The 20,676-nt window shown below is 52.4% G+C and carries 20 protein-coding genes; 13 read left to right on the top strand and 7 right to left on the bottom strand.

Annotated elements, in window-relative coordinates:
* The first annotated feature begins 80 nt into the window (after positions 1 to 80).
* The 7 genes from pspA (at position 81) to tyrR (ending at position 5,834) form a co-directional block, all read left to right on the top strand.
* Positions 81 to 749, top strand: a complete 669-nt coding sequence (gene pspA / locus ACJ9N4_RS10330; RefSeq protein ID WP_182271568.1) for a phage shock protein PspA — start codon at positions 81 to 83, stop codon at positions 747 to 749.
* A gap of 54 nt (positions 750 to 803) precedes the next feature.
* Positions 804 to 1,028, top strand: a complete 225-nt coding sequence (pspB, locus tag ACJ9N4_RS10325) for an envelope stress response membrane protein PspB (protein WP_131632444.1) — start codon at positions 804 to 806, stop codon at positions 1,026 to 1,028.
* Positions 1,028 to 1,387, top strand: coding sequence for an envelope stress response membrane protein PspC (pspC, locus tag ACJ9N4_RS10320; protein ID WP_196390051.1), 360 nt, complete (start codon positions 1,028 to 1,030; stop codon positions 1,385 to 1,387). Before pspB ends, pspC begins: the two co-directional genes overlap by 1 nt.
* A 12-nt stretch (positions 1,388 to 1,399) precedes the next feature.
* Positions 1,400 to 1,618: a phage shock protein PspD gene (pspD, locus tag ACJ9N4_RS10315; protein WP_182919966.1), complete on the top strand. Its 219-nt coding sequence runs from the start codon at positions 1,400 to 1,402 to the stop codon at positions 1,616 to 1,618.
* Between the two features lie 115 nt (positions 1,619 to 1,733).
* Positions 1,734 to 3,131 (top strand): YcjX family protein, encoded by a 1,398-nt coding sequence (locus tag ACJ9N4_RS10310; protein WP_411500446.1) that lies wholly within the window; start codon positions 1,734 to 1,736, stop codon positions 3,129 to 3,131.
* Entirely contained in the window at positions 3,128 to 4,180 is a 1,053-nt protein-coding gene (locus ACJ9N4_RS10305) for a YcjF family protein (protein ID WP_182271564.1), read from the top strand. Before ACJ9N4_RS10310 ends, ACJ9N4_RS10305 begins: the two co-directional genes overlap by 4 nt.
* A 112-nt stretch (positions 4,181 to 4,292) precedes the next feature.
* Positions 4,293 to 5,834 (top strand): transcriptional regulator TyrR, encoded by a 1,542-nt coding sequence (gene tyrR / locus ACJ9N4_RS10300; RefSeq protein WP_182271563.1) that lies wholly within the window; start codon positions 4,293 to 4,295, stop codon positions 5,832 to 5,834.
* A gap of 67 nt (positions 5,835 to 5,901) precedes the next feature.
* On the opposite strand, the gene ACJ9N4_RS10295 is transcribed toward tyrR, so the two are convergent.
* Together ACJ9N4_RS10295 and tpx are read right to left on the bottom strand one after the other, a co-directional pair.
* Positions 5,902 to 7,110, bottom strand: coding sequence for an aldose 1-epimerase family protein (locus ACJ9N4_RS10295; RefSeq protein ID WP_411500445.1), 1,209 nt, complete (start codon positions 7,108 to 7,110; stop codon positions 5,902 to 5,904).
* 330 nt (positions 7,111 to 7,440) lie between these two features.
* On the bottom strand, positions 7,441 to 7,947 hold the full coding sequence (gene tpx / locus ACJ9N4_RS10290) for a thiol peroxidase (RefSeq protein WP_182271561.1): 507 nt from the start codon (positions 7,945 to 7,947) through the stop codon (positions 7,441 to 7,443).
* A 107-nt stretch (positions 7,948 to 8,054) separates the two neighbouring features.
* On the opposite strand from tpx, the gene ycjG reads away from it, so the two are divergent.
* On the top strand, positions 8,055 to 9,020 hold the full coding sequence (gene ycjG / locus ACJ9N4_RS10285) for an L-Ala-D/L-Glu epimerase (protein ID WP_182271560.1): 966 nt from the start codon (positions 8,055 to 8,057) through the stop codon (positions 9,018 to 9,020).
* Here ycjG and mpaA read toward each other — a convergent pair.
* On the bottom strand, positions 9,011 to 9,724 hold the full coding sequence (gene mpaA, locus ACJ9N4_RS10280; RefSeq protein WP_182271559.1) for a murein tripeptide amidase MpaA: 714 nt from the start codon (positions 9,722 to 9,724) through the stop codon (positions 9,011 to 9,013). The two genes, ycjG and mpaA, sit on opposite strands and share 10 nt — an antisense overlap.
* A 183-nt stretch (positions 9,725 to 9,907) precedes the next feature.
* Here mpaA and ACJ9N4_RS10275 point away from each other — a divergent pair, with 183 nt between their 5' ends.
* Positions 9,908 to 11,524 carry an ABC transporter substrate-binding protein gene (locus tag ACJ9N4_RS10275; RefSeq protein ID WP_182271558.1) on the top strand — a complete coding sequence of 539 codons (1,617 nt, stop codon included), beginning with the start codon at positions 9,908 to 9,910 and terminating at the stop codon, positions 11,522 to 11,524.
* Between the two features lie 48 nt (positions 11,525 to 11,572).
* Here the strand turns inward: ACJ9N4_RS10275 and ACJ9N4_RS10270 are convergent, their stop codons facing one another.
* The 4 genes from ACJ9N4_RS10270 to ACJ9N4_RS10255 all read right to left on the bottom strand — a co-directional run bounded on the left by ACJ9N4_RS10270 (position 11,573) and on the right by ACJ9N4_RS10255 (position 16,024).
* Positions 11,573 to 12,136 (bottom strand): DJ-1/PfpI family protein, encoded by a 564-nt coding sequence (locus ACJ9N4_RS10270; RefSeq protein WP_411500474.1) that lies wholly within the window; start codon positions 12,134 to 12,136, stop codon positions 11,573 to 11,575.
* Between the two features lie 219 nt (positions 12,137 to 12,355).
* Positions 12,356 to 12,496, bottom strand: a complete 141-nt coding sequence (locus tag ACJ9N4_RS10265; RefSeq protein ID WP_182271557.1) for an Ecr family regulatory small membrane protein — start codon at positions 12,494 to 12,496, stop codon at positions 12,356 to 12,358.
* A 73-nt stretch (positions 12,497 to 12,569) separates the two neighbouring features.
* Complete coding sequence (locus ACJ9N4_RS10260; RefSeq protein ID WP_395121472.1) at positions 12,570 to 13,802, bottom strand: diguanylate cyclase domain-containing protein; 1,233 nt, start codon at positions 13,800 to 13,802, stop codon at positions 12,570 to 12,572.
* Between the two features lie 92 nt (positions 13,803 to 13,894).
* Positions 13,895 to 16,024: a putative bifunctional diguanylate cyclase/phosphodiesterase gene (locus tag ACJ9N4_RS10255; protein WP_182271555.1), complete on the bottom strand. Its 2,130-nt coding sequence runs from the start codon at positions 16,022 to 16,024 to the stop codon at positions 13,895 to 13,897.
* A 450-nt stretch (positions 16,025 to 16,474) separates the two neighbouring features.
* Here ACJ9N4_RS10255 and ACJ9N4_RS10250 point away from each other — a divergent pair, with 450 nt between their 5' ends.
* The 4 genes from ACJ9N4_RS10250 to dbpA all read left to right on the top strand — a co-directional run bounded on the left by ACJ9N4_RS10250 (position 16,475) and on the right by dbpA (position 20,672).
* Positions 16,475 to 17,629, top strand: a complete 1,155-nt coding sequence (locus ACJ9N4_RS10250; RefSeq protein ID WP_182919970.1) for a methyl-accepting chemotaxis protein — start codon at positions 16,475 to 16,477, stop codon at positions 17,627 to 17,629.
* 212 nt (positions 17,630 to 17,841) lie between these two features.
* Positions 17,842 to 18,825, top strand: coding sequence for a zinc transporter ZntB (zntB, locus tag ACJ9N4_RS10245; protein ID WP_182271553.1), 984 nt, complete (start codon positions 17,842 to 17,844; stop codon positions 18,823 to 18,825).
* Between the two features lie 272 nt (positions 18,826 to 19,097).
* Positions 19,098 to 19,268, top strand: a complete 171-nt coding sequence (locus tag ACJ9N4_RS10240) for a hypothetical protein (RefSeq protein ID WP_395121469.1) — start codon at positions 19,098 to 19,100, stop codon at positions 19,266 to 19,268.
* Positions 19,269 to 19,298: 30 nt separating this feature from the next.
* Positions 19,299 to 20,672, top strand: coding sequence for an ATP-dependent RNA helicase DbpA (dbpA, locus tag ACJ9N4_RS10235; protein ID WP_182271552.1), 1,374 nt, complete (start codon positions 19,299 to 19,301; stop codon positions 20,670 to 20,672).
* Positions 20,673 to 20,676 lie beyond the last annotated feature (4 nt).

Below are 20,676 nucleotides of genomic sequence, written 5' to 3'. Positions count from 1 at the left end.
CAAGATAAAAAGTTGGCATGCAAATTGTATTATCTGTTCAGCAGGGCATTGCCCGATAACAGAAATGTGAGGATTGAATTATGGGTATTTTTTCTCGTTTTGCCGACATCGTGAACGCCAACATCAACTCACTGCTTGAGAAAGCGGAAGATCCGCAGAAGCTGGTACGTCTGATGATTCAGGAAATGGAAGATACGCTGGTTGAAGTGCGTTCAACCTCCGCCCGTGCGCTGGCTGAGAAAAAACAGTTAACGCGCCGCATTGAGCAGGCCACCACCCAGCTTAACGAGTGGCAGGAAAAGGCCGAACTGGCGCTGCGTAAAGATAAAGAAGACCTGGCTCGCGCTGCACTGATTGAAAAACAGAAGCTTGCGGATATGGTCGCCGCGCTGGAACATGAAGTGACGCTGGTGGATGATACGCTGACGCGGATGAAGAAAGAGATTGGCGAGCTTGAGAACAAGCTGAGCGAAACCCGTGCACGCCAACAGGCACTGGCACTTCGCCACCAGGCTGCCAGTTCCTCCCGCGATGTTCGCCGTCAGCTGGACAGCGGCAAGCTGGATGAAGCAATGGCGCGTTTTGAATCATTTGAACGCCGTATCGACCAGATGGAAGCGGAAGCAGAAAGCCACAGTATTGGTAAGCAAAAATCGCTGGATCAGCAGTTTGCCGACCTGAAAGCTGACGACGAAATCAGCGAGCAACTGGCGGCACTGAAAGCCAAAATGAAACAAGACAACCAATAATATTTCGTGCGGCACCCGAGTGTGCCGCCACACATGGTAAGACAAGGAGTACACATGAGCGCGCTTTTTCTGGCTATTCCCCTGACCATTTTCGTGCTGTTTGTTCTGCCGATTTGGTTATGGCTGCACTACAGCAACCGTTCTTCACGCGGCGACCTTTCCCAGAGTGAGCAACAACGTCTGGTGCAGTTGTCCGATCAGGCGAATAAGATGCGCGACCGTATTCAGGCGCTGGAAGCAATCCTGGATGCGGAACACCCGAACTGGAGGGATCGTTAATGTCTGGACTGAACCTGAATAAGAAACTGTGGCGGATCCCTCAGCTTGGCATGGTTCGCGGTGTTTGCGCCGGGCTGGCGCATTATCTCGACGTCCCGGTGAAACTGGTGCGGGTGGTCGCGGTGTTATCCATTTTCTTTGGTCTGGGGTTCATCACCCTGGTGGCGTACATCATTCTGGCGTTTGTGCTCGACCCGATGCCGGAAGGGGAGCTGGCGGCTGAAGGTGCGCCAACCAGTAATGACATTCTGAATGAAGTGGACGCTGAACTGGCCGCAGGCGAGAAGCGTTTACGTGAAATGGAACGTTATGTCACGTCAGATACCTTTACGCTGAGAAGCCGTTTTCGTCAGCTTTAAGAGAGAGCATTAATGAATCGAAACTGGCAACAGGCTGGTCAGAAGATAAAACCCGGCCTGAAAATCGCAGGTAAACTGGTTCTGCTGACGGCATTACGTTTCGGCCCGGCAGGTGTGGCGGGCTGGGCGGTCAAATCTGTTGCGCGTAAGCCGGTCAGAATGTTGCTGGCGGTGGCGCTGGAGCCGCTGTTGAGAACGCTGGCCGGACGCCTCTCGGGAAAACTGAAATAACGTTCATACGGTACGCTGATGCGCGTGCCGTTTTGCTGCAAGGTTTTATTCCTTTCATGTTGCCCCCATATCATATTTTTAAGAATACAAACGCCTTCAGGCAAAAAGGACGGCGATGAAGCGACTTAAAAACGAACTCAATTCACTGGTGAACCGTGGCGTTGACCGTCATCTGCGTCTGGCCGTGACGGGGCTGAGCCGTAGCGGTAAAACGGCGTTCATCACCGCAATGGTGAACCAGTTACTTAACCTGCACACCGGGGCGCGATTACCGCTGTTGAGCGCCGTGCGGGAAGAACGTCTGCTGGGCGTTAAGCGTGTACCACAGCGTGATTTTGGTATTCCACGTTTTACCTATGACGAAGGGCTGGCGCAGCTGTACGGTGAACCACCGACCTGGCCGACGCCTACCCGTGGGGTGAGTGAAATTCGTCTGGCGCTGCGTTTTCGCTCCAGTGAATCGCTGATACGCCATTTTAAAGACACTTCTACGCTGTATCTTGAAATCGTGGATTACCCCGGCGAATGGCTGCTCGATTTACCTATGCTGGCACAGGATTACCTCACCTGGTCCCGACAGATGACCGGTTTGTTACAGGGTCACCGTGCCGAGTGGTCGGCGAAATGGCGGACGCTGTGCGAAGGCTTAGATCCGCTTGCTCCTGCGGATGAAAACCGGCTGGCAGCCATTGCCGAAGCCTGGACGGATTATTTGCACCAGTGTAAGCAGGAAGGGTTGCATTTCATCCAGCCGGGGCGTTTTGTCCTGCCAGGGGATCTGGCGGGTGCGCCTGCACTCCAGTTTTTCCCGTGGCCGGACGTGGATGCCATCGGAGAATCAAAGCAGGCACAGGCGGATAAGCACACTAACGCCGGAATGCTGCGCGAGCGTTACAATTATTACTGTGAAAAAGTGGTGAAGGGGTTCTATAAAAATTACTTTTTACGTTTCGATCGTCAGATTGTGCTGGTGGACTGCCTACAGCCGCTCAACAGCGGGCCGCAGGCGTTCAACGATATGCGCCTGGCGCTGACACAGCTGATGCAAAGTTTTCACTACGGGCAGCGCACGTTGTTCCGCCGCCTGTTTTCACCGGTGATCGACAAACTGCTGTTTGCGGCGACTAAAGCTGACCACGTGACGGTCGATCAACATGCCAATATGGTGTCGCTGTTGCAGCAACTGGTGCAGGATGCGTGGCAAAACGCGGCATTCGAAGGGATCAGTATGGACTGCCTCGGGCTGGCTTCCGTACAGGCAACGCAGGGGGGGCTGATTGACCTCAACGGCGAGAAAATTCCGGCATTGCGGGGTAACCGACTGAGTGATGGTGAACCGCTCACCGTCTATCCGGGTGAAGTGCCCGCGCGCCTGCCGGGACAGGCATTCTGGCAAAACCAGGGTTTCCAGTTTGAAGCATTCCGCCCGCAGGCCATGAACGTTGACCAGCCGTTGCCGCACATTCGTCTGGATGCGGCGCTGGAGTTTTTGATTGGAGATAAATTGCGATGACGGAACCGTTAAAACCGCGCATTGACTTTACCGGGACGCTTGAACAGGAGCAGCAAGAGGCGTTTAAAACGGCGCAGACGTTCAGCGGCCCGCAGGCGGATAATTTTGCACCGGCACTGACCGAAGAACGGGGTGTCGAGGAAGGTCAGGCAGAAGCTGTCATTGAAGCTGCGCTGCGCCCAAAACGCAGTCTCTGGCGCAAGATGGTGGGCGCAGGGCTGGCGCTGTTTGGTGTTAGCGTGATTGGACAGGGCGTGCAGTGGACTATCAACGCCTGGCAAACTCAGGACTGGGTGGCGATGGGCGGTTGTGCCGCGGGGGCGCTGATTGTGGGGGCTGGTGTCGGGTCGGTTGCCACCGAGTGGCGTCGCCTGTGGCGTTTGCGACAACGCGCGCATGAACGTGATGAAGCCCGGGATCTGCTGCACAGCCACGGCACGGGAAAAGGCCGTGCTTTCTGTGAAAAACTGGCCACTCAGGCCGGGATAGACCAGTCACATCCGGCGCTTCAGCGCTGGTATGCCGCCATCCATGAAACCCAGAATGACCGGGAAGTGGTGACGCTTTATTCCCACATGGTACAACCCGTGCTGGATGCGCAGGCGCGACGTGAAATTAGCCGTTCGGCGGCAGAATCCACGTTGATGATTGCCGTCAGCCCGCTGGCGCTGGTGGACATGGCGTTTATCGCCTGGCGTAACCTGCGCCTGATTAACCGCATCGCGAATCTTTACGGTATTGAGCTGGGTTATTACAGCCGCCTGAGGTTGTTTAAGCTGGTCTTACTGAATATCGCCTTTGCCGGTGCCAGCGAACTGGTACGCGAAGTGGGGATGGACTGGATGTCGCAGGATCTGGCCGCGCGGCTTTCGGCACGCGCTGCACAGGGGATTGGTGCCGGTTTACTGACTGCGCGCCTGGGTATTAAAGCGATGGAAGTCTGCCGTCCGCTACCGTGGATTGACGACGATAAGCCACGGTTGGGCGATTTCCGCCGTGAGTTAATCGGCCAGCTTAAAGAAACGCTCAATAAAAAACCCACTCAGTAAGAGGTTTGTTCACTATTCGTGCTGGCTGTCAATATTTGTTGACAGCCATCTTCCGGATCACCGTGATCTGACATATCATTTTAATGTTATTGGCTTAAACGGTGAATTTCCCATGCGTCTGGAAGTCTTTTGTGAAGACCGTCTCGGTCTGACCCGCGAGTTACTCGATCTTCTTGTTTTGCGTAGCATTGATTTACGTGGCATTGAGATCGATCCTGTCGGGCGAATTTACCTCAATTTTGCCGAAATTGAATTTAATACCTTCAGTAGCCTGATGGCGGAAATCCGCCGTATCGCTGGCGTTACGGATGTACGCACCATTCCCTGGATGCCATCAGAGCGTGAGCATCTGGCGCTGAGTGCCTTACTGGAAGCGATGCCGGAGCCTTTCCTGTCTCTGGATCTGAAAAGTAAAGTTGAGCGCGTCAACCAGGCCAGTTGCCAGCTCTTCGCGCAGGGCCAGGAGAAGCTCAGCAACCATCACGCCTCACAGTTGATCCCAGGTTTTAACTTCCTGCGCTGGCTGGAGAGCAGCCCGCAGAACACGCATAGCGAACATGTGGTCATAAACGGACAGAATTTCCTGATGGAGATAACGCCGGTGTACCTGAAAGGGGAAAATAATACCCTCGTTCTGACCGGGGCGGTGATCATGCTGCGTTCTACCGTTCGTATGGGTCGCCAGCTGCAAAATCTCTCCAGCCAGGATGTCGGTGCGTTCAGCCAGATTATTGCGGTTAGCCCGAAAATGCGCCATGTGGTCGATCAGGCACGCAAGCTCGCCAACTTAACCGCGCCTCTACTGATTACCGGCGATACGGGCACCGGGAAAGACCTGCTGGCTCACGCCGTGCATCTTGCCAGCCCGCGAGCGGCGAAACCGTATCTGGCACTCAACTGTGCGTCCATCCCTGAAGATGCCGTTGAAAGCGAACTGTTCGGCCATGCGCCAGAAGGTAAAAAAGGATTCTTCGAGCAGGCGAACGGTGGTTCGGTACTGCTGGACGAAATTGGCGAAATGTCGCCACGTATGCAGGCCAAACTGCTGCGCTTCCTGAACGACGGGACATTCCGCCGCGTAGGGGAAGACCATGAGGTACATGTGGATGTGCGCGTGATCTGCGTCACCCAGAAAAATCTGGTGGAGCTGGTGCAAAAGGGCGTGTTCCGCGAGGATCTCTATTATCGCCTGAACGTACTGACGCTGAATATCCCGCCGCTGCGCGATTGTCCGCAGGACATCATGCCGCTGACAGAGCTGTTTGTGGCCCGTTTCGCCGATGAACAGGGCGTACCGCGTCCGAAGCTCTCTGCGGACCTGGGCACGGTGCTGACGCGCTACGGCTGGCCGGGCAATATTCGTCAGCTGAAAAACGCCGTTTATCGTGCATTGACTCAGTTGGAAGGGTACGAACTGCGGCCGCAGGACATCCTGTTACCGGATTACGACACCGGGACGGTGTCGGTGGGGGAAGAGGCGATGGAAGGCTCGCTGGATGATATCACCAGCCGTTTTGAACGTTCGGTGCTGACGCAGCTTTATCGTAGCTATCCAAGTACCCGCAAGCTGGCTAAACGTCTTGGGGTATCGCATACCGCGATTGCAAATAAATTGCGTGAGTATGGTCTGAACCAGAAGAAGGGTGACGAATAACGATAAAAAGCCTCTGTAAAGAGGCTTTTACTTTTGCTTCTATAGCGTGCTGTCGTCCTGACAGCACTTATTCCTTCGCCAGAGGCGTTGCACTGACGTCGACCTTTGTTTCTCCCTGAATCTTCGCAATCCTGTTCTCCACTTCTTTCACCTGGTCATGATTTGAGAGCAGGGTGTAGGTCAGATCAAACTGGGTACTGGCCCCGGGCTGCAGCTGCTTAACGCGCTTCTGCTCGCGTTCTATGGTGACGGGGTAGGCATAGCTGGTGCCAGGCTCAATACCCGTGACATAACCCTGTTTCAGCGTGTCGGTATTTTTCCATAAGGTCAGTACCGGGAGCTGGCGAGTATCGAACTGGATTGATGCACCTTTATCACCTGCCTTATTGACCACTGCTGCGAGGGTTTCATGGTTTTCATCAGCCAGCGGTTTGATATTGAAGACCATTTCATCGAAGCCTTTGGTCGGGCCGGCGTAGGTTTGCCAGGTGTCCAGGCCAGCTTTGGCGTAGTCGTTGAACGGACTGATGCTTGCCGCTGGAGCCAGGAAGCGTGCGCCGGCTTCAAGGATTGGTGTACCAAAGTTGCTGTGGTAGATAATTTGATAATCATGGGGATAATCTGCATGGTTAGTTAAAACATCATGCAGGCTGAAACGGTTGCTGCCGGGCACGTAGCGCAGTTCGGTCATCGTCTGCAAATCTGCTTTCTTAAACGTGCTCTCTTTGATCAAGCCGCGAATGCGAATTTCGTGCGGTGCGGTATCAGCAACGTCCACCTCCACCAGTGACACTGGCGTATTTCCCGCCTTACCGTGCAGCGTATAAATTTGCCCATCAGCCGTGACAGGGTGGCCCGTCCATTCATAGCCACAGCGAACCATCATCTCGTTGAAACCTTCCAGCCAGCCGAGTCCATTGCGGCTTTCCAGGTTAATGAAGGCCGGATTAACCACCTCTTTCACCGGAGAATCCCACCCCATTTTTGTGCCAAAACCTTCAACACGTAGAAGATTCATCCCACGCGTCGGGCTTAACGTAATAGTCAGGCCATTTTTACTGCTAATGACGATGATTTTGCTGCCTTCCTGCTTACCACCGTGCAGCACTTTTTGCTCAATGCTGAAATGCTGATCTTTAACCTTCAGCTGATCGCTTGAAATCTGCCAGTTTCCTTTGTCTACGCTATCTTCAGCACTTGTCAGCACCCAGGTTTTAGCTGCCACATTGCCTGAAATCAGCACCGCAAGTACCGTCAAAGCCAGTTTTATTTTCATTTTTTATCCTTTTTGCTGAAACGATTATTTTCTTTCGTAAAGAAATCTAATGATTAGACGTAAAAGGAAATGTGATGCGGCTCACCTGAAGAGAAATTTCGATTTTTTAACCTTTTTTATGAGGTTTTGATCTCAATTTATTTAACAGTTAGATCAATTCTTGCACGAAGAATGTGAAATAAAACAAATTGCGCTTTAACGATTCAGCTTTGAGGCAATAAAAAACCCCGCCATGCGAGGTTTTTAAAAAACAAACGTGCTGTAGAGCGTAAGCAGAAATAAGTCCTTTTATTTCATGATATTGCTAAGCTATACATAACGGCTGTACAGTTACGCTTTCAGCACGTCCAGCGCTGCGGTGTAGTCTGGCTCGGTGGTGATTTCGTTCACCAGCTCGCTGAATACCACGTTGTCGTTTTCATCAATAACCAGAACCGCGCGAGCGGCCAGGCCTTTCAGCGCACCTTCTGCAATGCCAACGCCGTATTTCTCAAGGAAATCCGCATTGCGCAGCGTGGAAAGGGTAATGACGTTGCTCAGACCTTCCGCACCGCAGAAGCGAGACTGGGCAAACGGCAGGTCAGCAGAAATGCACAGCACAACGGTGTTGTCCATTTCAGTCGCCAGCTGGTTGAATTTACGCACGGATGCGGCACAAACGCCGGTATCGATGCTTGGGAAAATGTTCAGGACTTTGCGCTTGCCAGCAAACTGGCCCAGCGTGACGTCAGACAGATCTTTAGCCACCAGAGTGAAAGGCTGCGCTTTGCTACCAGACTGCGGAATGGAACCTGCGACAGCAACAGGGTTGCCCTGGAAATGAACGAGTTGTGACATAGATATCTTCCTGTTTACATATAGTTAACGTCGGGGCTAGTGTATGCCATCAGCGGATAACACGGCAAACCAATTTTTTTGCCTTTCGGCGTTGCAAGGAGTCAGTGATGAGAAGCGTTAAGGTCTATGAAGAAGCCTGGCCATTGCATACCCCGTTTGTGATCTCCCGAGGCAGTCGAAGCGAAGCCTGCGTGGTGGTGGTCGAGATAGAAGAAGAGGGCATCAAAGGTGTGGGTGAATGCACCCCATACCCCCGGTACGGAGAGAGTCTTGCATCGGTGATGGCGCATATCATGACGCTGGTGCCAGACCTGCAAAAAGGGCTTTCTCGCGAGGCGTTACAGCAGCGGTTACCCGCGGGCGCAGCGCGTAACGCTATCGACTGCGCTTTATGGAGCCTGGAGGCGGCTAAACAACGGGTATCGTTGCCTGCATTACTGGGCGTTACGCTGCCGGAGACGATTATCACTGCACAAACGGTGGTGATTGGTGAGCCTGAACAAATGGCGGCCAGTGCGAAGGCACTGTATGCGTCTGGCGCGACGTTGCTAAAAGTTAAACTCGACGACCGCTTAATCAGTGAACGGATGGTTGCCATTCGCGCGGCTGTGCCAGAGGCCACGCTCATTGTCGATGCCAACGAGTCATGGCACAGCGAGGGACTGGCGGCGCGCTGCCAGCTGTTGGCCGATCTGAACGTTGCCATGCTGGAGCAGCCTTTACCGGCAAATGACGATGCCGCGCTGGAGAATTTCATCCATCCTCTGCCCATTTGTGCGGATGAAAGCTGTCACACCCGCGACAGTCTGGCACAACTCAAGGGGCGTTATGAGATGGTGAATATTAAGCTCGACAAAACCGGTGGCTTAACAGAAGCGCTGGCGCTGGCTAAAGAGGCACAGGTGCAGGGGTTTGGTTTAATGCTGGGCTGTATGTTGTGTACATCCAGGGCGATCGGGGCCGCATTACCCCTCGCGCCACAGGTGCGTTTTGCCGATCTGGATGGCCCAACCTGGCTGGCGGTTGACGTCTCGCCAGCCCTGAGCTTTACCTCCGGGCAGCTTCATCTCTGAGGCTGCCAGCGCAGCAGCTCCACCATTGCTTTCAGGTATTTTTCGCTGGCTTCATCGGATGAGATCGGCGGGAATTCCGCAGTGATGCAGTGTAAATTCAGGTCGGCGCACCAGCTACCAAATGAACCGGGTGTTTCATAGCCGACGCTGGTGACAAGTGGAAGGGCGAATGCGTTCGCCAGCCACTGGCCCAGTACGGTGTGGCGCGGATCTTCAATACAGGCCAACGGGTCGTGGAAGGAGACAACCCAGGCCGGGTGGATCCGATGAATTAACTGGCAGAGCGCTTGTGTCTCAGGTTCAGAACCAGGCTTATCTCCCGTCAGTAACACGACGTCGCGCTCTTCCGCTGAGCTGTTCCAGCGGTACACGGTTTCTCCGGCACGCCAGTTCGCCGCCGGGAAATTACGGTTTAAGTCGATCCCCCTCGCATTTGCCCGTAGCCCAAGCTGGCAGCCATCCGGGTTCACGGTCAAAATAACGTGGTGTCGACGTAACGCTGGTGCGAGCGTTCGTAGTGCGCAGGAAAGGGTGACGATGGATGAGTTCTCGTCTCCGTGGGTTCCGGCTATGATCAATCCACTGTTGCGATCGGCCTCCGGGGCCGGAAACCAGATCAGCGGCGCGCCTAAAAATGAGCGTCCATAATGTTCAGTGCCTGGCGGGAAAGCGCCACGTTCCATCCTGGGTCGGGTGAAAGCCATAGGAGATCCTGATAAAGAAGTTACTACTGGCAGTGTTGTGCAAAACACGCGGTTAATCAAATAGTTTCCGTGTCAGCAGAACATTGCCAGATATCCGCTTTACGGTTTAAGGTATTTGCATTCCGCTGTTTCAAAACAAATAATTACGCATCTGCGTATTACCGATTTTTTAAAGGGGATCTTATGAAGCATCCTGTTTCGCTGCTCTTCTCTGCGCTATGCCTGTGCGGGCTATCTTCACTGTCTTACGCCGCTGACGTGCCATCGGGCACGATCCTGGCGCAAAAACAGGAGCTGGTAAGACACATCAAAGATGAACCGGCTTCGCTCGATCCGGCAAAAGCCGTGGGGTTGCCAGAGATTCAGGTGATTCGCGACCTTTATGAAGGGCTGGTCAATCAGAATGATAAAGGGGAGCTAACCCCGGGCGTGGCAACACGCTGGCAGAGTAACGATAACCGAATCTGGACGTTCACCTTACGTGACAACGCGAAATGGTCTGACGGTACTCCTGTCACCGCTCAGGATTTTGTCTACAGCTGGCAGCGTCTGGTTGACCCAAAAACCACCTCACCGTTTGCCTGGTTTGCTGCGCTGGCAGGCATCAATAACGCTCAGGCAATTATTGACGGAAAAGCAGCACCGGATACGCTTGGCGTGACGGCTGTTGATAGCAGAACGCTACGTGTCCAGCTGGATAAACCGCTGCCGTGGTTCAGCAACCTGACGGCAAACTTTGCGTTTTATCCGGTTCAGAAAGCCAACGTTGAGAGCGGTAAAGAGTGGACGCGCCCGGGCGCGCTGGTCGGTAACGGTGCGTACGTTCTGAAAGATCGCGTGGTGAATGAAAAACTGGTGGTGGAACCCAATACCCACTACTGGGATAACGCCAAAACCGTACTGCAAAAAGTGACCTTCATACCGATTAACCAGGAATCTTCAGCAACCAAACGCTATCTGGCGGGTGATATTGATATTACCGAATCGTTCCCGAAAAACATGTACCAAAAGTTACTTAAAGACATTCCTGGGCAGGTGTATACGCCACCACAGCTGGGTACCTATTACTATGCGTTCAACACGCAAAAAGGCCCAACGGCTGATGCCCGCGTGCGTCTGGCGTTGAGTATGACTATCGATCGCCGGATTATGGCGGAGAAGGTGTTGGGCACGGGCGAAAAACCGGCATGGCACTTTACGCCTGACGTGACGGCGGGCTTCACGCCAGAGGCTTCTCCGTTTGAACAGATGTCGCAGCAAGAGCTCAATGCACAAGCCAAAATGTTGTTACAGGCCGCCGGTTACGGTCCTCAGCGCCCGCTGACGCTGACCCTGTTGTATAACACCTCGGAAAACCACCAGAAAATTGCTATCGCCGTGGCATCCATGTGGAAGAAAAACCTGGGCGTTGACGTCAAACTGCAAAACCAGGAGTGGAAAACCTACATTGATAGCCGCAACACCGGCAATTTTGACGTGATCCGTGCGTCATGGGTGGGCGATTACAATGAGCCGTCGACTTTCCTGTCGCTGTTGACCTCAACCCACAGCGGTAATATTTCCCGTTTCAACGACCCGGCGTACGATAAGATTATCAACCAGGCAACGCTTGAAACTACGGAAAAAGCGCGCAATGCAGACTACAACAAGGCCGAGAAAATTCTGGCTGAGAAAGCACCGATTGCCCCTATTTATCAGTACACCAATGGCCGTCTGATTAAACCGTGGGTCAAAGGCTACCCGATTACTAACCCGGAAGATGTGGCGTATAGCCGTACGATGTATATAGAGAAGCACTGATACCGTTAAACCCAGTGCTGGCGCAATGTTAGCGCCAGCATTGTTTTTCTACCGTAACAGTTCGGCAAATTTTGCTAACCATTGCGGGTGTGCAGGCCAGGCGGGGGCGGTGACCAGGTTGCCGTCAACATGTGCCTGATCGATACCAACACTGGCGTAGTGTCCGCCGCTGAGCCGGACTTCTGGCGCACAGGCCGGGTAGGCACTACAGGTGCGACCTTTGAGTACACCGGCGGCGGCTAACAGTTGAGGGCCGTGGCAAACGGCGGCAATGGGTTTACGCACCGCGTCAAAGGCCCGTACCAGTTTCAGCACGTCATCATTCAACCGCAGATATTCAGGCGCTCGTCCTCCCGGGATGAGCAGTGCGTCATAGTCCTGTTCTTTAACTGCGGAAAAATCGGCGTTGAGCGTAAAACGGTGACCGGGCTTTTCGCTGTAGGTCTGGGCTCCGTCAAAGTCATGGATCGCCGTCATGATGTAGTCGCCTTTGTGTTTATCAGGACAGACGGCATCAACCTGATGACCAATCATCTGCAATGCCTGAAACGGCACCATTGTTTCGTAATCTTCAGCGTAATCGCCAACCAACATCAGGATTTTCTTACCCATCATTATTATTCCTTTATGAATAGTGGTGTTTAAGATATAGCCTGGTGTAGCGAGGTTGCCGAAAATAAAAAAAGCCCGTCAGAGAACGGGCGAAATAAGCAAATGATATATTGATTCGTTACCCGCCATGACGGCGGCTAACGGCGCACATTTTACGCATCCGTCGCAGGGACAGACACCTGACAAATTCGGTAGGTGAAACAAGGTATTAAACGTGCGTCAGGGTGCATCTATGGTGGGGTATATGCTGTTCTCGAGGTATTCAACAAGGTACCAAATCTCACCGCTAAAGATAACCCAAAAGCCAAATATAATAAGGCTTAAAATAATTAAGATGAGTATTATTTCTGTTTTTCCCATTGCAGGTCTACCCACCTGAAAGCTGTTTCTTTGAGGTGGGCATTGTAGCGGGGCTTTGTCTGATACTCCAGCATCACGCAGCCAGCACTTTATTGCGGCCATCATTCTTGGCGCGGTAAAGAGCATCATCCACGCGTTTAAACAACTCGTCGATACTTTCGCCCTGGTTGTGCCGCGCAACGCCGATACTGACCGTAAATCGCGGTAAACCCGGAATGGTTATGCGAGCCACGGCGGCACGGATCGTTTCGGCGATTTGCATGGCGGTTTCGAGTGATGTCCGCGGCAACAGGATCACGAACTCTTCGCCGCCCCAGCGAAACACCAGATCGTCTTTACGACTGCAGGATTCCAGCATACGGGAGAGCGAGATAAGCACTTCGTCGCCCTTGAGGTGACCAAAGACGTCGTTGATATTTTTAAAATGATCGGTGTCGACCAGCAGCAGGCTAAATTGTTGCTGCGCGGGGAGATGATCAGGATTGGTTTGCTCCGTGATCATGTAGAACTGACGACGATTGAGCAGCCCCGTCATTGAATCCCGTAACGCGGCGTGTTGCAGCTCCTGCTCCAGCCGTTTTTGCTCTGTAATATCATGAATAATGCACAACATCAGTTTGTCACCGTAGATCTCAATAGGCCCGGCGTAGGTCTGTACATGACGGGTTGTCCCATCGGCGAGGCGGTGGATAAAATTGAGCGGCTTATGCCCCCCGGGCAGAGAGGCGATCTCAGTCATGATCGGCAAAACATCGCGGCCCAGTGAGTTTATTTCCCAGGTATGTTTGCTGCACATTTCATCGTGGGAATAGCCATAAAAGCTGAGGGCGGCCAGATTGGCATCGACGATTTGACCATCGCGTGCCGGGTCAATTAAGAGCATCGGTGCGCTATTGGTGAGAAAAAAACGGGCGTAAAAACCCTGTTTTTTACGCTGGTAGGTCGCGGAGCGGCTGGCCTTAAGCCCTGTCGCTACCGGGTGAGCGATCCCCTCAATAACAATTACTTCACCATAGGGGAGAAGATGAGTCAGCGACAGGCGGCAACTGAGTGTGGTTTCATGTTGATCGCGCCAGACTGTCCAGACTTCGACGATGTCCTGCTCTGTTTTCAGCTCAGGAACATACATTGACAATACGGGTTGCGCGTTTGCGGAATAGATACCTTTGCGCATATCCTCCAGAGTCTTATCCTGCATTACGCCAGTGGCGGCTGCGTTTGCAAAAATAATGTGTTCTGAAGCAGGTGAAACCAACCAGACAGGTGTTTTAATGAAATTCAGCGCGTCAAAGTAATGTTGTGACATAGATAATTCCTATTCATCGGCACTGGGTGCCTGACGATCACGGCGGAATTGACTCACGTGGACTTCTTTGAAACATACCTTACTTAATCACATCAGGCATGATTTTTTTGTGAAATAAAGGGGGATTCCGCGTGAATTTTACCAATTGGTATAATCTGTTTGTCTGAATTCTTTTGTAACAGCAGCCAGGGAACCTGTTCGGCGGGTAACGGGCGGGAGAAAAGGAACCCTTGCAGATAGTCACAACCGAGGTCTGTCAGGACACTCTGTTGCTCTTCTGTTTCGATCCCTTCGGCAACGACATTCATCTCCATTGTCCGGGCGATATTAATAATCGTTTCCACTAACTTTCGACTTTTTTCATTTTCCAGCATTGAGCTAACAAAGCTTTTGTCGATTTTAAGTTCTTTTGCCGGAAGAACACTCAACATCAGCAGGTTGGAGTAGCCAGTACCAAAATCATCAATAGAAACGGTTATCCCGGCCCGATTGAAAGTATTGAGTAACTCAATGCTGCGATCGAGATTTTTGAGCGCGGTACTCTCCGTCACTTCAAGGATAAGGCGGGAAGGGGACAGATTATATTTTTGCAGCATGGACGAGATAACATGGAATATATCGGGTTGCTCAAACTGTATCGGGGATAAGTTAAAGGACAATGTCCACTGACTGAAGCCTTGTTCGGTCCAGAAGTGAAGCTGTCGGCAGGCTGCCTCAATTGCCCAGTTTCCAACCGGAATAATTAAACCCGTTTGCTCCAGTGACGGTAAAAAGAGATTGGGTAGTAGAACGCCTTGCTCAGGATGTCGCCAGCGCAGAAGCGCCTCAAAACCGTGGATAGTATTGTGTTCAGCAAGCCAGGTCGGCTGATACCACAGCTCAAACTGGTCGCGTTCAAGCGCCTGAGAAAGCTCCTGTAAAAAACCGGGTTTTGCCGGCGCTTCCGTCGACATTTCTGACCGATAGATAGCCCAGCCGTTACGGCCTTCCTCCTTAATGTGACGCATTGCCGCATCAGCTTTCAGCTTCAGCTCATGCAGCGTTTCACCATGCTGGGGATAGAGGCTTACCCCTGCGCTGAGCGTGCTGTTCAGCGTGTGGCCACAGAGGGAAAGAGGTCGGCGCATATCGTCGAGTAACGCCGAGAGCAGAGCGTTGAGTTTATCGTCATCGCACTCAGGAACCAGTAAAATGAAGGCATCGCCTCCCAGTCTTGCCAGCGTCATTTCGCGGGTGAGTCGCGCAGTGATGCGTTGTGCAACGTTGATTAACAGCTCATCCCCGACGTGGTGGCCCCAGGTATCATTGACGCGTTTGAAATGATCAACGTCGAGGAAAATCACGGCAAATTGCTTCTTACTGAGCAGCGCGCTGTGCAGGCAGTCCTGCAGGCGAAGATCCATCTGGTGACGGTTAGCAAGACCGGTGAGCGCATCAAAACGGGCCTGTAGCTCCAGTTGACGGTTGAGCTGGCGGAGATTATCCGTCAGCCGGTTGGTACGCCAGTGGGAGTCAATGAGCGACATAATTAACATGACGCCGAGCAGGCATAGCGTGGTTACCGAAACCCAGATGGATAATCCCAACTCACTGATACCGCCTGGCAGGGTATGTTCCATTTCATGAAAATGAGCAGCATTCATGCCGGTATAGTGCATCGCGCTAATTGCCGCGCCCATCACCAGGGCGGCAAGAAGACGATTCACAAAGATCCCTTTACGCTTATCCCGCAGATGGAAGGCCAGCCACAGCGCCGCGCCGGATGCGATGACAGCAATCAACACCGACAAGCCGACAATGTTCCAGTCCCAGATAATGCCTCCGTTCAGCATCAACGCGGCCATGCCAATATAGTGCATCGACACCACACCAGCACTGAGGATCAGCGTGGCAAGTATCAGCCGTAAGGAGGACAGGGAATTGCCCGGAATGACAATATGAATCGCGAGAGTGGAAGTCAGTACCGCGACACCCAGCGAGAGAAGCGTTAACCAAAGGTGGTAGCTCATGATCATCGGCATTTTCATCGCCAGCATGCCGATGAAATGCATCGACCAGATCCCAATGCCCAGCGTTATCCCTCCGGCAACACGCCAGAACATGGCGACCTTCCGGCTGGAAAGGGAAATTTTTCCTGCGCTGTCTAATGCCACAAACGAGGCGATAAACGCCACCAGATAAGAGATGGCTATTAACACTGGGTCCCACGATACATTGAGCATTATGCAATCCCACGCCAAAAAAGGTTACCGATTTCACCTGCCGGGCATGTCCTGTATCGGGTAAGGTACACGCTCGTCCAGACAATATTAGTTATTAAATGACCAGTCATATTAAAATTTTAACAGGCAATTAAAATATAAAATATATCCTCTCCTTTAACCTGTTAAGCAATGCTACACAAAGGCGAAAAATTACAGCAATGCTCCTTAAATATGAGGGTGAACATACCGTCTCACCGGTGGTGATGGTATCCCTTAAGGCGGTCGGAAACCAGTATGACAGCACTCCTGTGGCAACATTTCCACTAATACACGCTTTTTCTCTGACTTAAGTGAAATCTTCAACGACTAACGGCGAAACACAAAACTCGCAGGGATCATGAGGAAAAAATGCAAGGTGAATGCTATAAACCTTAATGCCGACAAAAATATAAAACCTCAGGAATAAACATGCTAAAAAATATGAGCGTCAGGACATTCATCTCCTGTTTTCTTTTATGTGTGTTTTTGATGGATACAGTGTTAATTTTTTTATTATCACAAGGCAGGATGCTATTTATTTCAGTCGCAGGGATAAATTTTTTTGCTTTATTTTTACTCTGGTGCTACATGACAAAATATCTTGTGGTACCGATCAATACCGTGAAAAAAAGTATTGAAGAGGTGACTTCGGGTAATCTTGGTGTGTCGATCCCTGAATTTGGTAATAACTGTGCGGGCCGTTTGATCCCCGGTATTAATGCCTTATCAAGCAATATCGCTACGCTGGTACGGGAAATCAGAGCGTCGTCGCAAACCGCCATGACGCTATCAGAGCAACTCTCTACCCGAAGCGCACAGCTGTCCGTGAAAACAGAGCAGCAGTCCGCGTCATTGGTGCAAACGGCTGCCAGCATGGAACAGATGGCGGCGAGCACAAAAAATAATGCCGATAATACCCGTCAGGCCAGTGAACAGGCAAACGTGGCAACGATGCAGGCGCGCAAAGGGGGAGAACTGATGGGGCAAGTCGCCACCAACATGGCGTCGATTACCGAGTGCGCGCAACAAATGACAGAAATTATCACGCTTATTGACGGGATTGCCTTTCAGACGAATATCCTGGCGCTTAATGCGGCCGTAGAGGCGGCGAGGGCGGGTGACCACGGAAAAGGGTTCTCCGTGGTGGCGGAGGAGGTCAGAAACCTGGCACACCGCAGCGCTGAAGCCGCAAAGAACATTAAAACGCTGATTGAAGTCACCAGCAATAACGTGACTCAGGGGGTTACCGTTGTGTCAGAAGCGGAAAAAAACATGCATGAAATAGTGGCCGGTTCAGGCAACGTCAGCCGGTTGATGGATGATATTTCTGCATCGACATCAGAACAGGAAAAAGGTATTTCGCAAATTACGCTGGCGTTGTCTGAACTGGAACGGGTCACGCAGAGCAATGTTGCGATGGCGGAAGAGCTTAACGGATCGTCTGATGTGTTGCGTAATCAGGTGATTGAGCTGCAGACGCGGACACGTAATTTCAGACTTGATAATGGTTATCAGACAGAGGGTCCCTCGTCTTCTCTGCCTGGCTCGCTGTCGTTCCAGCATCGACCCCGACACACAGCGTGACGGTAAAATAACGCCTGGCATGCCAGGCGTTATTTTTATATCACCTCCCGGCGGGTTGCACCGTTCACCTCGTTGTCTTTACCTGTCTTCTGAAATATGAATAAAAATGTACAATTCCCGAGCTAATTCAGCGCGATGCGGTACATATTTGTTGCTTAAGCCTCGACGAAGGCTAGACTGACAGCGTAAGAGATTAAAAAGGTGGAGGCGTTGTGGAGAGCATTAAAGGGTCTGAACTTAACGTTCCTGACGCAGTTTTTGCGTGGGTGTTCGATGGTCGTGGCGGCGCGCGGCCGCTGGAGGATAACGATGAGATTGATAGTGAACATCCTTGCTGGCTACATCTGAACTATACCCATATGGATAGCGCTGAATGGCTGGCGTCGACCCCGCTCTTGCCGAATAGCGTCCGCGATGCACTGGCGGGTGATAGCCTGCGACCCCGCGTGAGCAGGATGGGGGAGGGTACGCTTCTCACGCTTCGCTGCATTAACGGCAGTACGGATGAGCGCCCGGATCAACTGGTCGCGATGCGTGTCTATATGGACGAAAGACTGATTGTCTCCACACGTCAGCGTAAAGTTCTGGCGCTGGATGATGTCGTGAATGATTTAAAAGATGGCACCGGGCCGATCGATTGCGGTAGCTGGCTGGTGGATGTCTGCGATGCTCTTACCGATCATGCAAGTGAGTTTATTGAAGAGCTACACGATAAAATTATCGATCTGGAAGATAACCTGCTCGATCAGCAGATCCCGCCGCGCGGCTTTCTGGCATTACTGCGCAAACAGCTGATTGTGATGCGTCGCTATATGACCCCGCAACGTGACGTCTATGCCCGCCTGGCCAGTGAGCGGCTTGGCTGGATGAACGACGATCAGCGTCGCAGAATGCAGGATATTGCTGACAGGCTGGGGCGCGGGCTGGATGAGATTGATTCCTGTATTGCCAGAACGGCGGTGATGGCAGATGAGATAGCGCAGGTGATGCAGGAGTCGCTGTCGAGAAGAACGTATACGATGTCGCTGATGGCGATGGTGTTTCTCCCCAGCACCTTCTTAACCGGGCTGTTTGGTGTGAATCTGGGAGGCATTCCCGGCGGCGGATACCATTATGGCTTCACCGCTTTTTGCATCATGTTAGTTGTTTTGATTGGAGGTGTTGCATGGTGGTTGCGTCGTAGTAAATGGCTGTAAAATTACGCTTTTTCGACGTTTTTCCAGTGTCAAAACGTTCTTTTACTTGAGCGAAGTCAATAAACACAGACCCCGTAAGGTGCATTATTACTCCCGCAGGTGAATGCAACGTCAAGCGATGGGCGTTGCGCTCCATATTGTCTTACTTCCTTTTTTGAATTACTGCATAGCACAATTGATTCGTACGACGCCGACTTAATAGTCGGCTTTTTTTTGCCTCCCGTATTCCAGCGTCTACCCTAAAAGTATCACCCTAAAAACTGGAGGGTAAGATGACCTGTCATTTCATACACCTGTCGCAACCCGACGTTATGCCTGTCGATCCTGTCCCACTTCCGGACCCTATCCCGCGTCCGCAGCCGATGCCCGATCCGCCACCAGATGAAGAACCGATTAAAATGTCGCATCAAACTCCGAGATCTGCGAGGATACGCGCCTGCTGACCGTAAGCCTTTTGACCACGAGATAATACTGTGACCGCTTTTTCTACCCTGAATCGTTTACCTGCCGCCCAACTCGATAATCTTAACGAGTTGGGTTACCTCACCATGACCCCAGTGCAAGCCGCCGCGCTGCCTGCCATTCTCGAAGGGCGCGATGTGCGCGTGCAGGCTAAAACAGGCAGTGGTAAAACGGCTGCATTCGGTCTTGGGTTGTTGCAGCATATTGATGTCGCACTGTTTCAGACCCAGTCTCTGGTGCTGTGTCCAACCCGTGAACTGGCAGACCAGGTTGCGGGTGAATTGCGTCGACTGGCCCGTTTTTTGCCTAACACGAAAATCCTGACGCTTTGTGGCGGCCAGCCTTTTGGCGCACAGCGTGACTCCTTACAGCATGCCCCCCACATTATTGTGGCGACGCCTGGCCGTCTGCTGGATCACCTGCAAAAAGGCACCGTATCGCTGGATGCGCTGCAAACGCTGGTGATGGATGAGGCGGATCGTATGCTGGATATGGGCTTTAGCGATGCTATTGATGAAGTGATCCGCTTCGCACCGGCAGACCGTCAGACATTGTTGTTCTCTGCAACCTGGCCGGAAGCCATCGCGGCGATCAGTGGCCGTGTGCAGAAAGACCCGCTCACCATCGAAATTGATAGCGTCGATGCGCTGCCTGCAATCGAACAGCAGTTCTTTGAAACCTCGCAGCAGGGAAAAATCCCGCTTCTGCAAAAGCTGCTGAGCCAACATCAGCCTGCGTCCTGCGTGGTGTTTTGTAATACTAAAAAAGATTGTCAGGCGGTATGTGATGCCCTGAATGCGGCGGGGCAGAGCGCATTGTCATTGCATGGCGATCTGGAGCAGCGCGATCGTGACCAGACGCTGGTGCGTTTCGCCAACGGCAGTGCCCGTGTGCTGGTTGCCACTGACGTTGCGGCGCGTGGTCTGGATATTAAATCGCTGGAGCTGGTCGTTAACTTCGAGCTGGCGTGGGATCCTGAAGTGCATGTACACCGTATTGGACGTACCGCACGCGCCGGGAACAGCGGTCTGGCCATTAGCTTCTGCGCACCAGAAGAGGCGCAGCGCGCGAATATTCTGTCTGAAATGCTGCAGATTAAGCTGAACTGGGTGAATGCGCCGGGTAATGTCAGCATTGTCCCACTGGATGCGGAAATGGCGACGCTGTGTATTGATGGCGGTAAAAAAGCCAAGATGCGTCCCGGCGATGTATTAGGTGCGCTGACCGGGGATATCGGTCTGGATGGGGCTGATATTGGCAAGATTGCGGTACATCCGGCGCATGTTTATGTGGCGGTCCGCCAGTCGGTTGCACATAAGGCCTGGAAGCAGCTGCAAAACGGGAAAATCAAAGGGAAAGCCTGTCGCGTTCGTCTGCTGAAGTAAGGAC

Source organism: Enterobacter sp. LM3 (assembly GCF_046622475.1).
Taxonomy (GTDB): domain Bacteria; phylum Pseudomonadota; class Gammaproteobacteria; order Enterobacterales; family Enterobacteriaceae; genus Enterobacter; species Enterobacter cloacae_P.
This window is presented reverse-complemented; position numbering and strand designations above follow the sequence as displayed.

Coding starts and splice junctions, on each gene's coding strand:
- pspA (WP_182271568.1), top strand. CDS start 81: ATGGGTATTTTTTCTCGTTTTGCCGACATCGTGAACGCCAACATCAAC.
- pspB (WP_131632444.1), top strand. CDS start 804: ATGAGCGCGCTTTTTCTGGCTATTCCCCTGACCATTTTCGTGCTGTTT.
- pspC (WP_196390051.1), top strand. CDS start 1,028: ATGTCTGGACTGAACCTGAATAAGAAACTGTGGCGGATCCCTCAGCTT.
- pspD (WP_182919966.1), top strand. CDS start 1,400: ATGAATCGAAACTGGCAACAGGCTGGTCAGAAGATAAAACCCGGCCTG.
- ACJ9N4_RS10310 (WP_411500446.1), top strand. CDS start 1,734: ATGAAGCGACTTAAAAACGAACTCAATTCACTGGTGAACCGTGGCGTT.
- ACJ9N4_RS10305 (WP_182271564.1), top strand. CDS start 3,128: ATGACGGAACCGTTAAAACCGCGCATTGACTTTACCGGGACGCTTGAA.
- tyrR (WP_182271563.1), top strand. CDS start 4,293: ATGCGTCTGGAAGTCTTTTGTGAAGACCGTCTCGGTCTGACCCGCGAG.
- ACJ9N4_RS10295 (WP_411500445.1), bottom strand. CDS start 7,110: ATGAAAATAAAACTGGCTTTGACGGTACTTGCGGTGCTGATTTCAGGC.
- tpx (WP_182271561.1), bottom strand. CDS start 7,947: ATGTCACAACTCGTTCATTTCCAGGGCAACCCTGTTGCTGTCGCAGGT.
- ycjG (WP_182271560.1), top strand. CDS start 8,055: ATGAGAAGCGTTAAGGTCTATGAAGAAGCCTGGCCATTGCATACCCCG.
- mpaA (WP_182271559.1), bottom strand. CDS start 9,724: ATGGCTTTCACCCGACCCAGGATGGAACGTGGCGCTTTCCCGCCAGGC.
- ACJ9N4_RS10275 (WP_182271558.1), top strand. CDS start 9,908: ATGAAGCATCCTGTTTCGCTGCTCTTCTCTGCGCTATGCCTGTGCGGG.
- ACJ9N4_RS10270 (WP_411500474.1), bottom strand. CDS start 12,136: ATGGGTAAGAAAATCCTGATGTTGGTTGGCGATTACGCTGAAGATTAC.
- ACJ9N4_RS10265 (WP_182271557.1), bottom strand. CDS start 12,496: ATGGGAAAAACAGAAATAATACTCATCTTAATTATTTTAAGCCTTATT.
- ACJ9N4_RS10260 (WP_395121472.1), bottom strand. CDS start 13,802: ATGTCACAACATTACTTTGACGCGCTGAATTTCATTAAAACACCTGTC.
- ACJ9N4_RS10255 (WP_182271555.1), bottom strand. CDS start 16,024: ATGCTCAATGTATCGTGGGACCCAGTGTTAATAGCCATCTCTTATCTG.
- ACJ9N4_RS10250 (WP_182919970.1), top strand. CDS start 16,475: ATGCTAAAAAATATGAGCGTCAGGACATTCATCTCCTGTTTTCTTTTA.
- ACJ9N4_RS10240 (WP_395121469.1), top strand. CDS start 19,098: ATGACCTGTCATTTCATACACCTGTCGCAACCCGACGTTATGCCTGTC.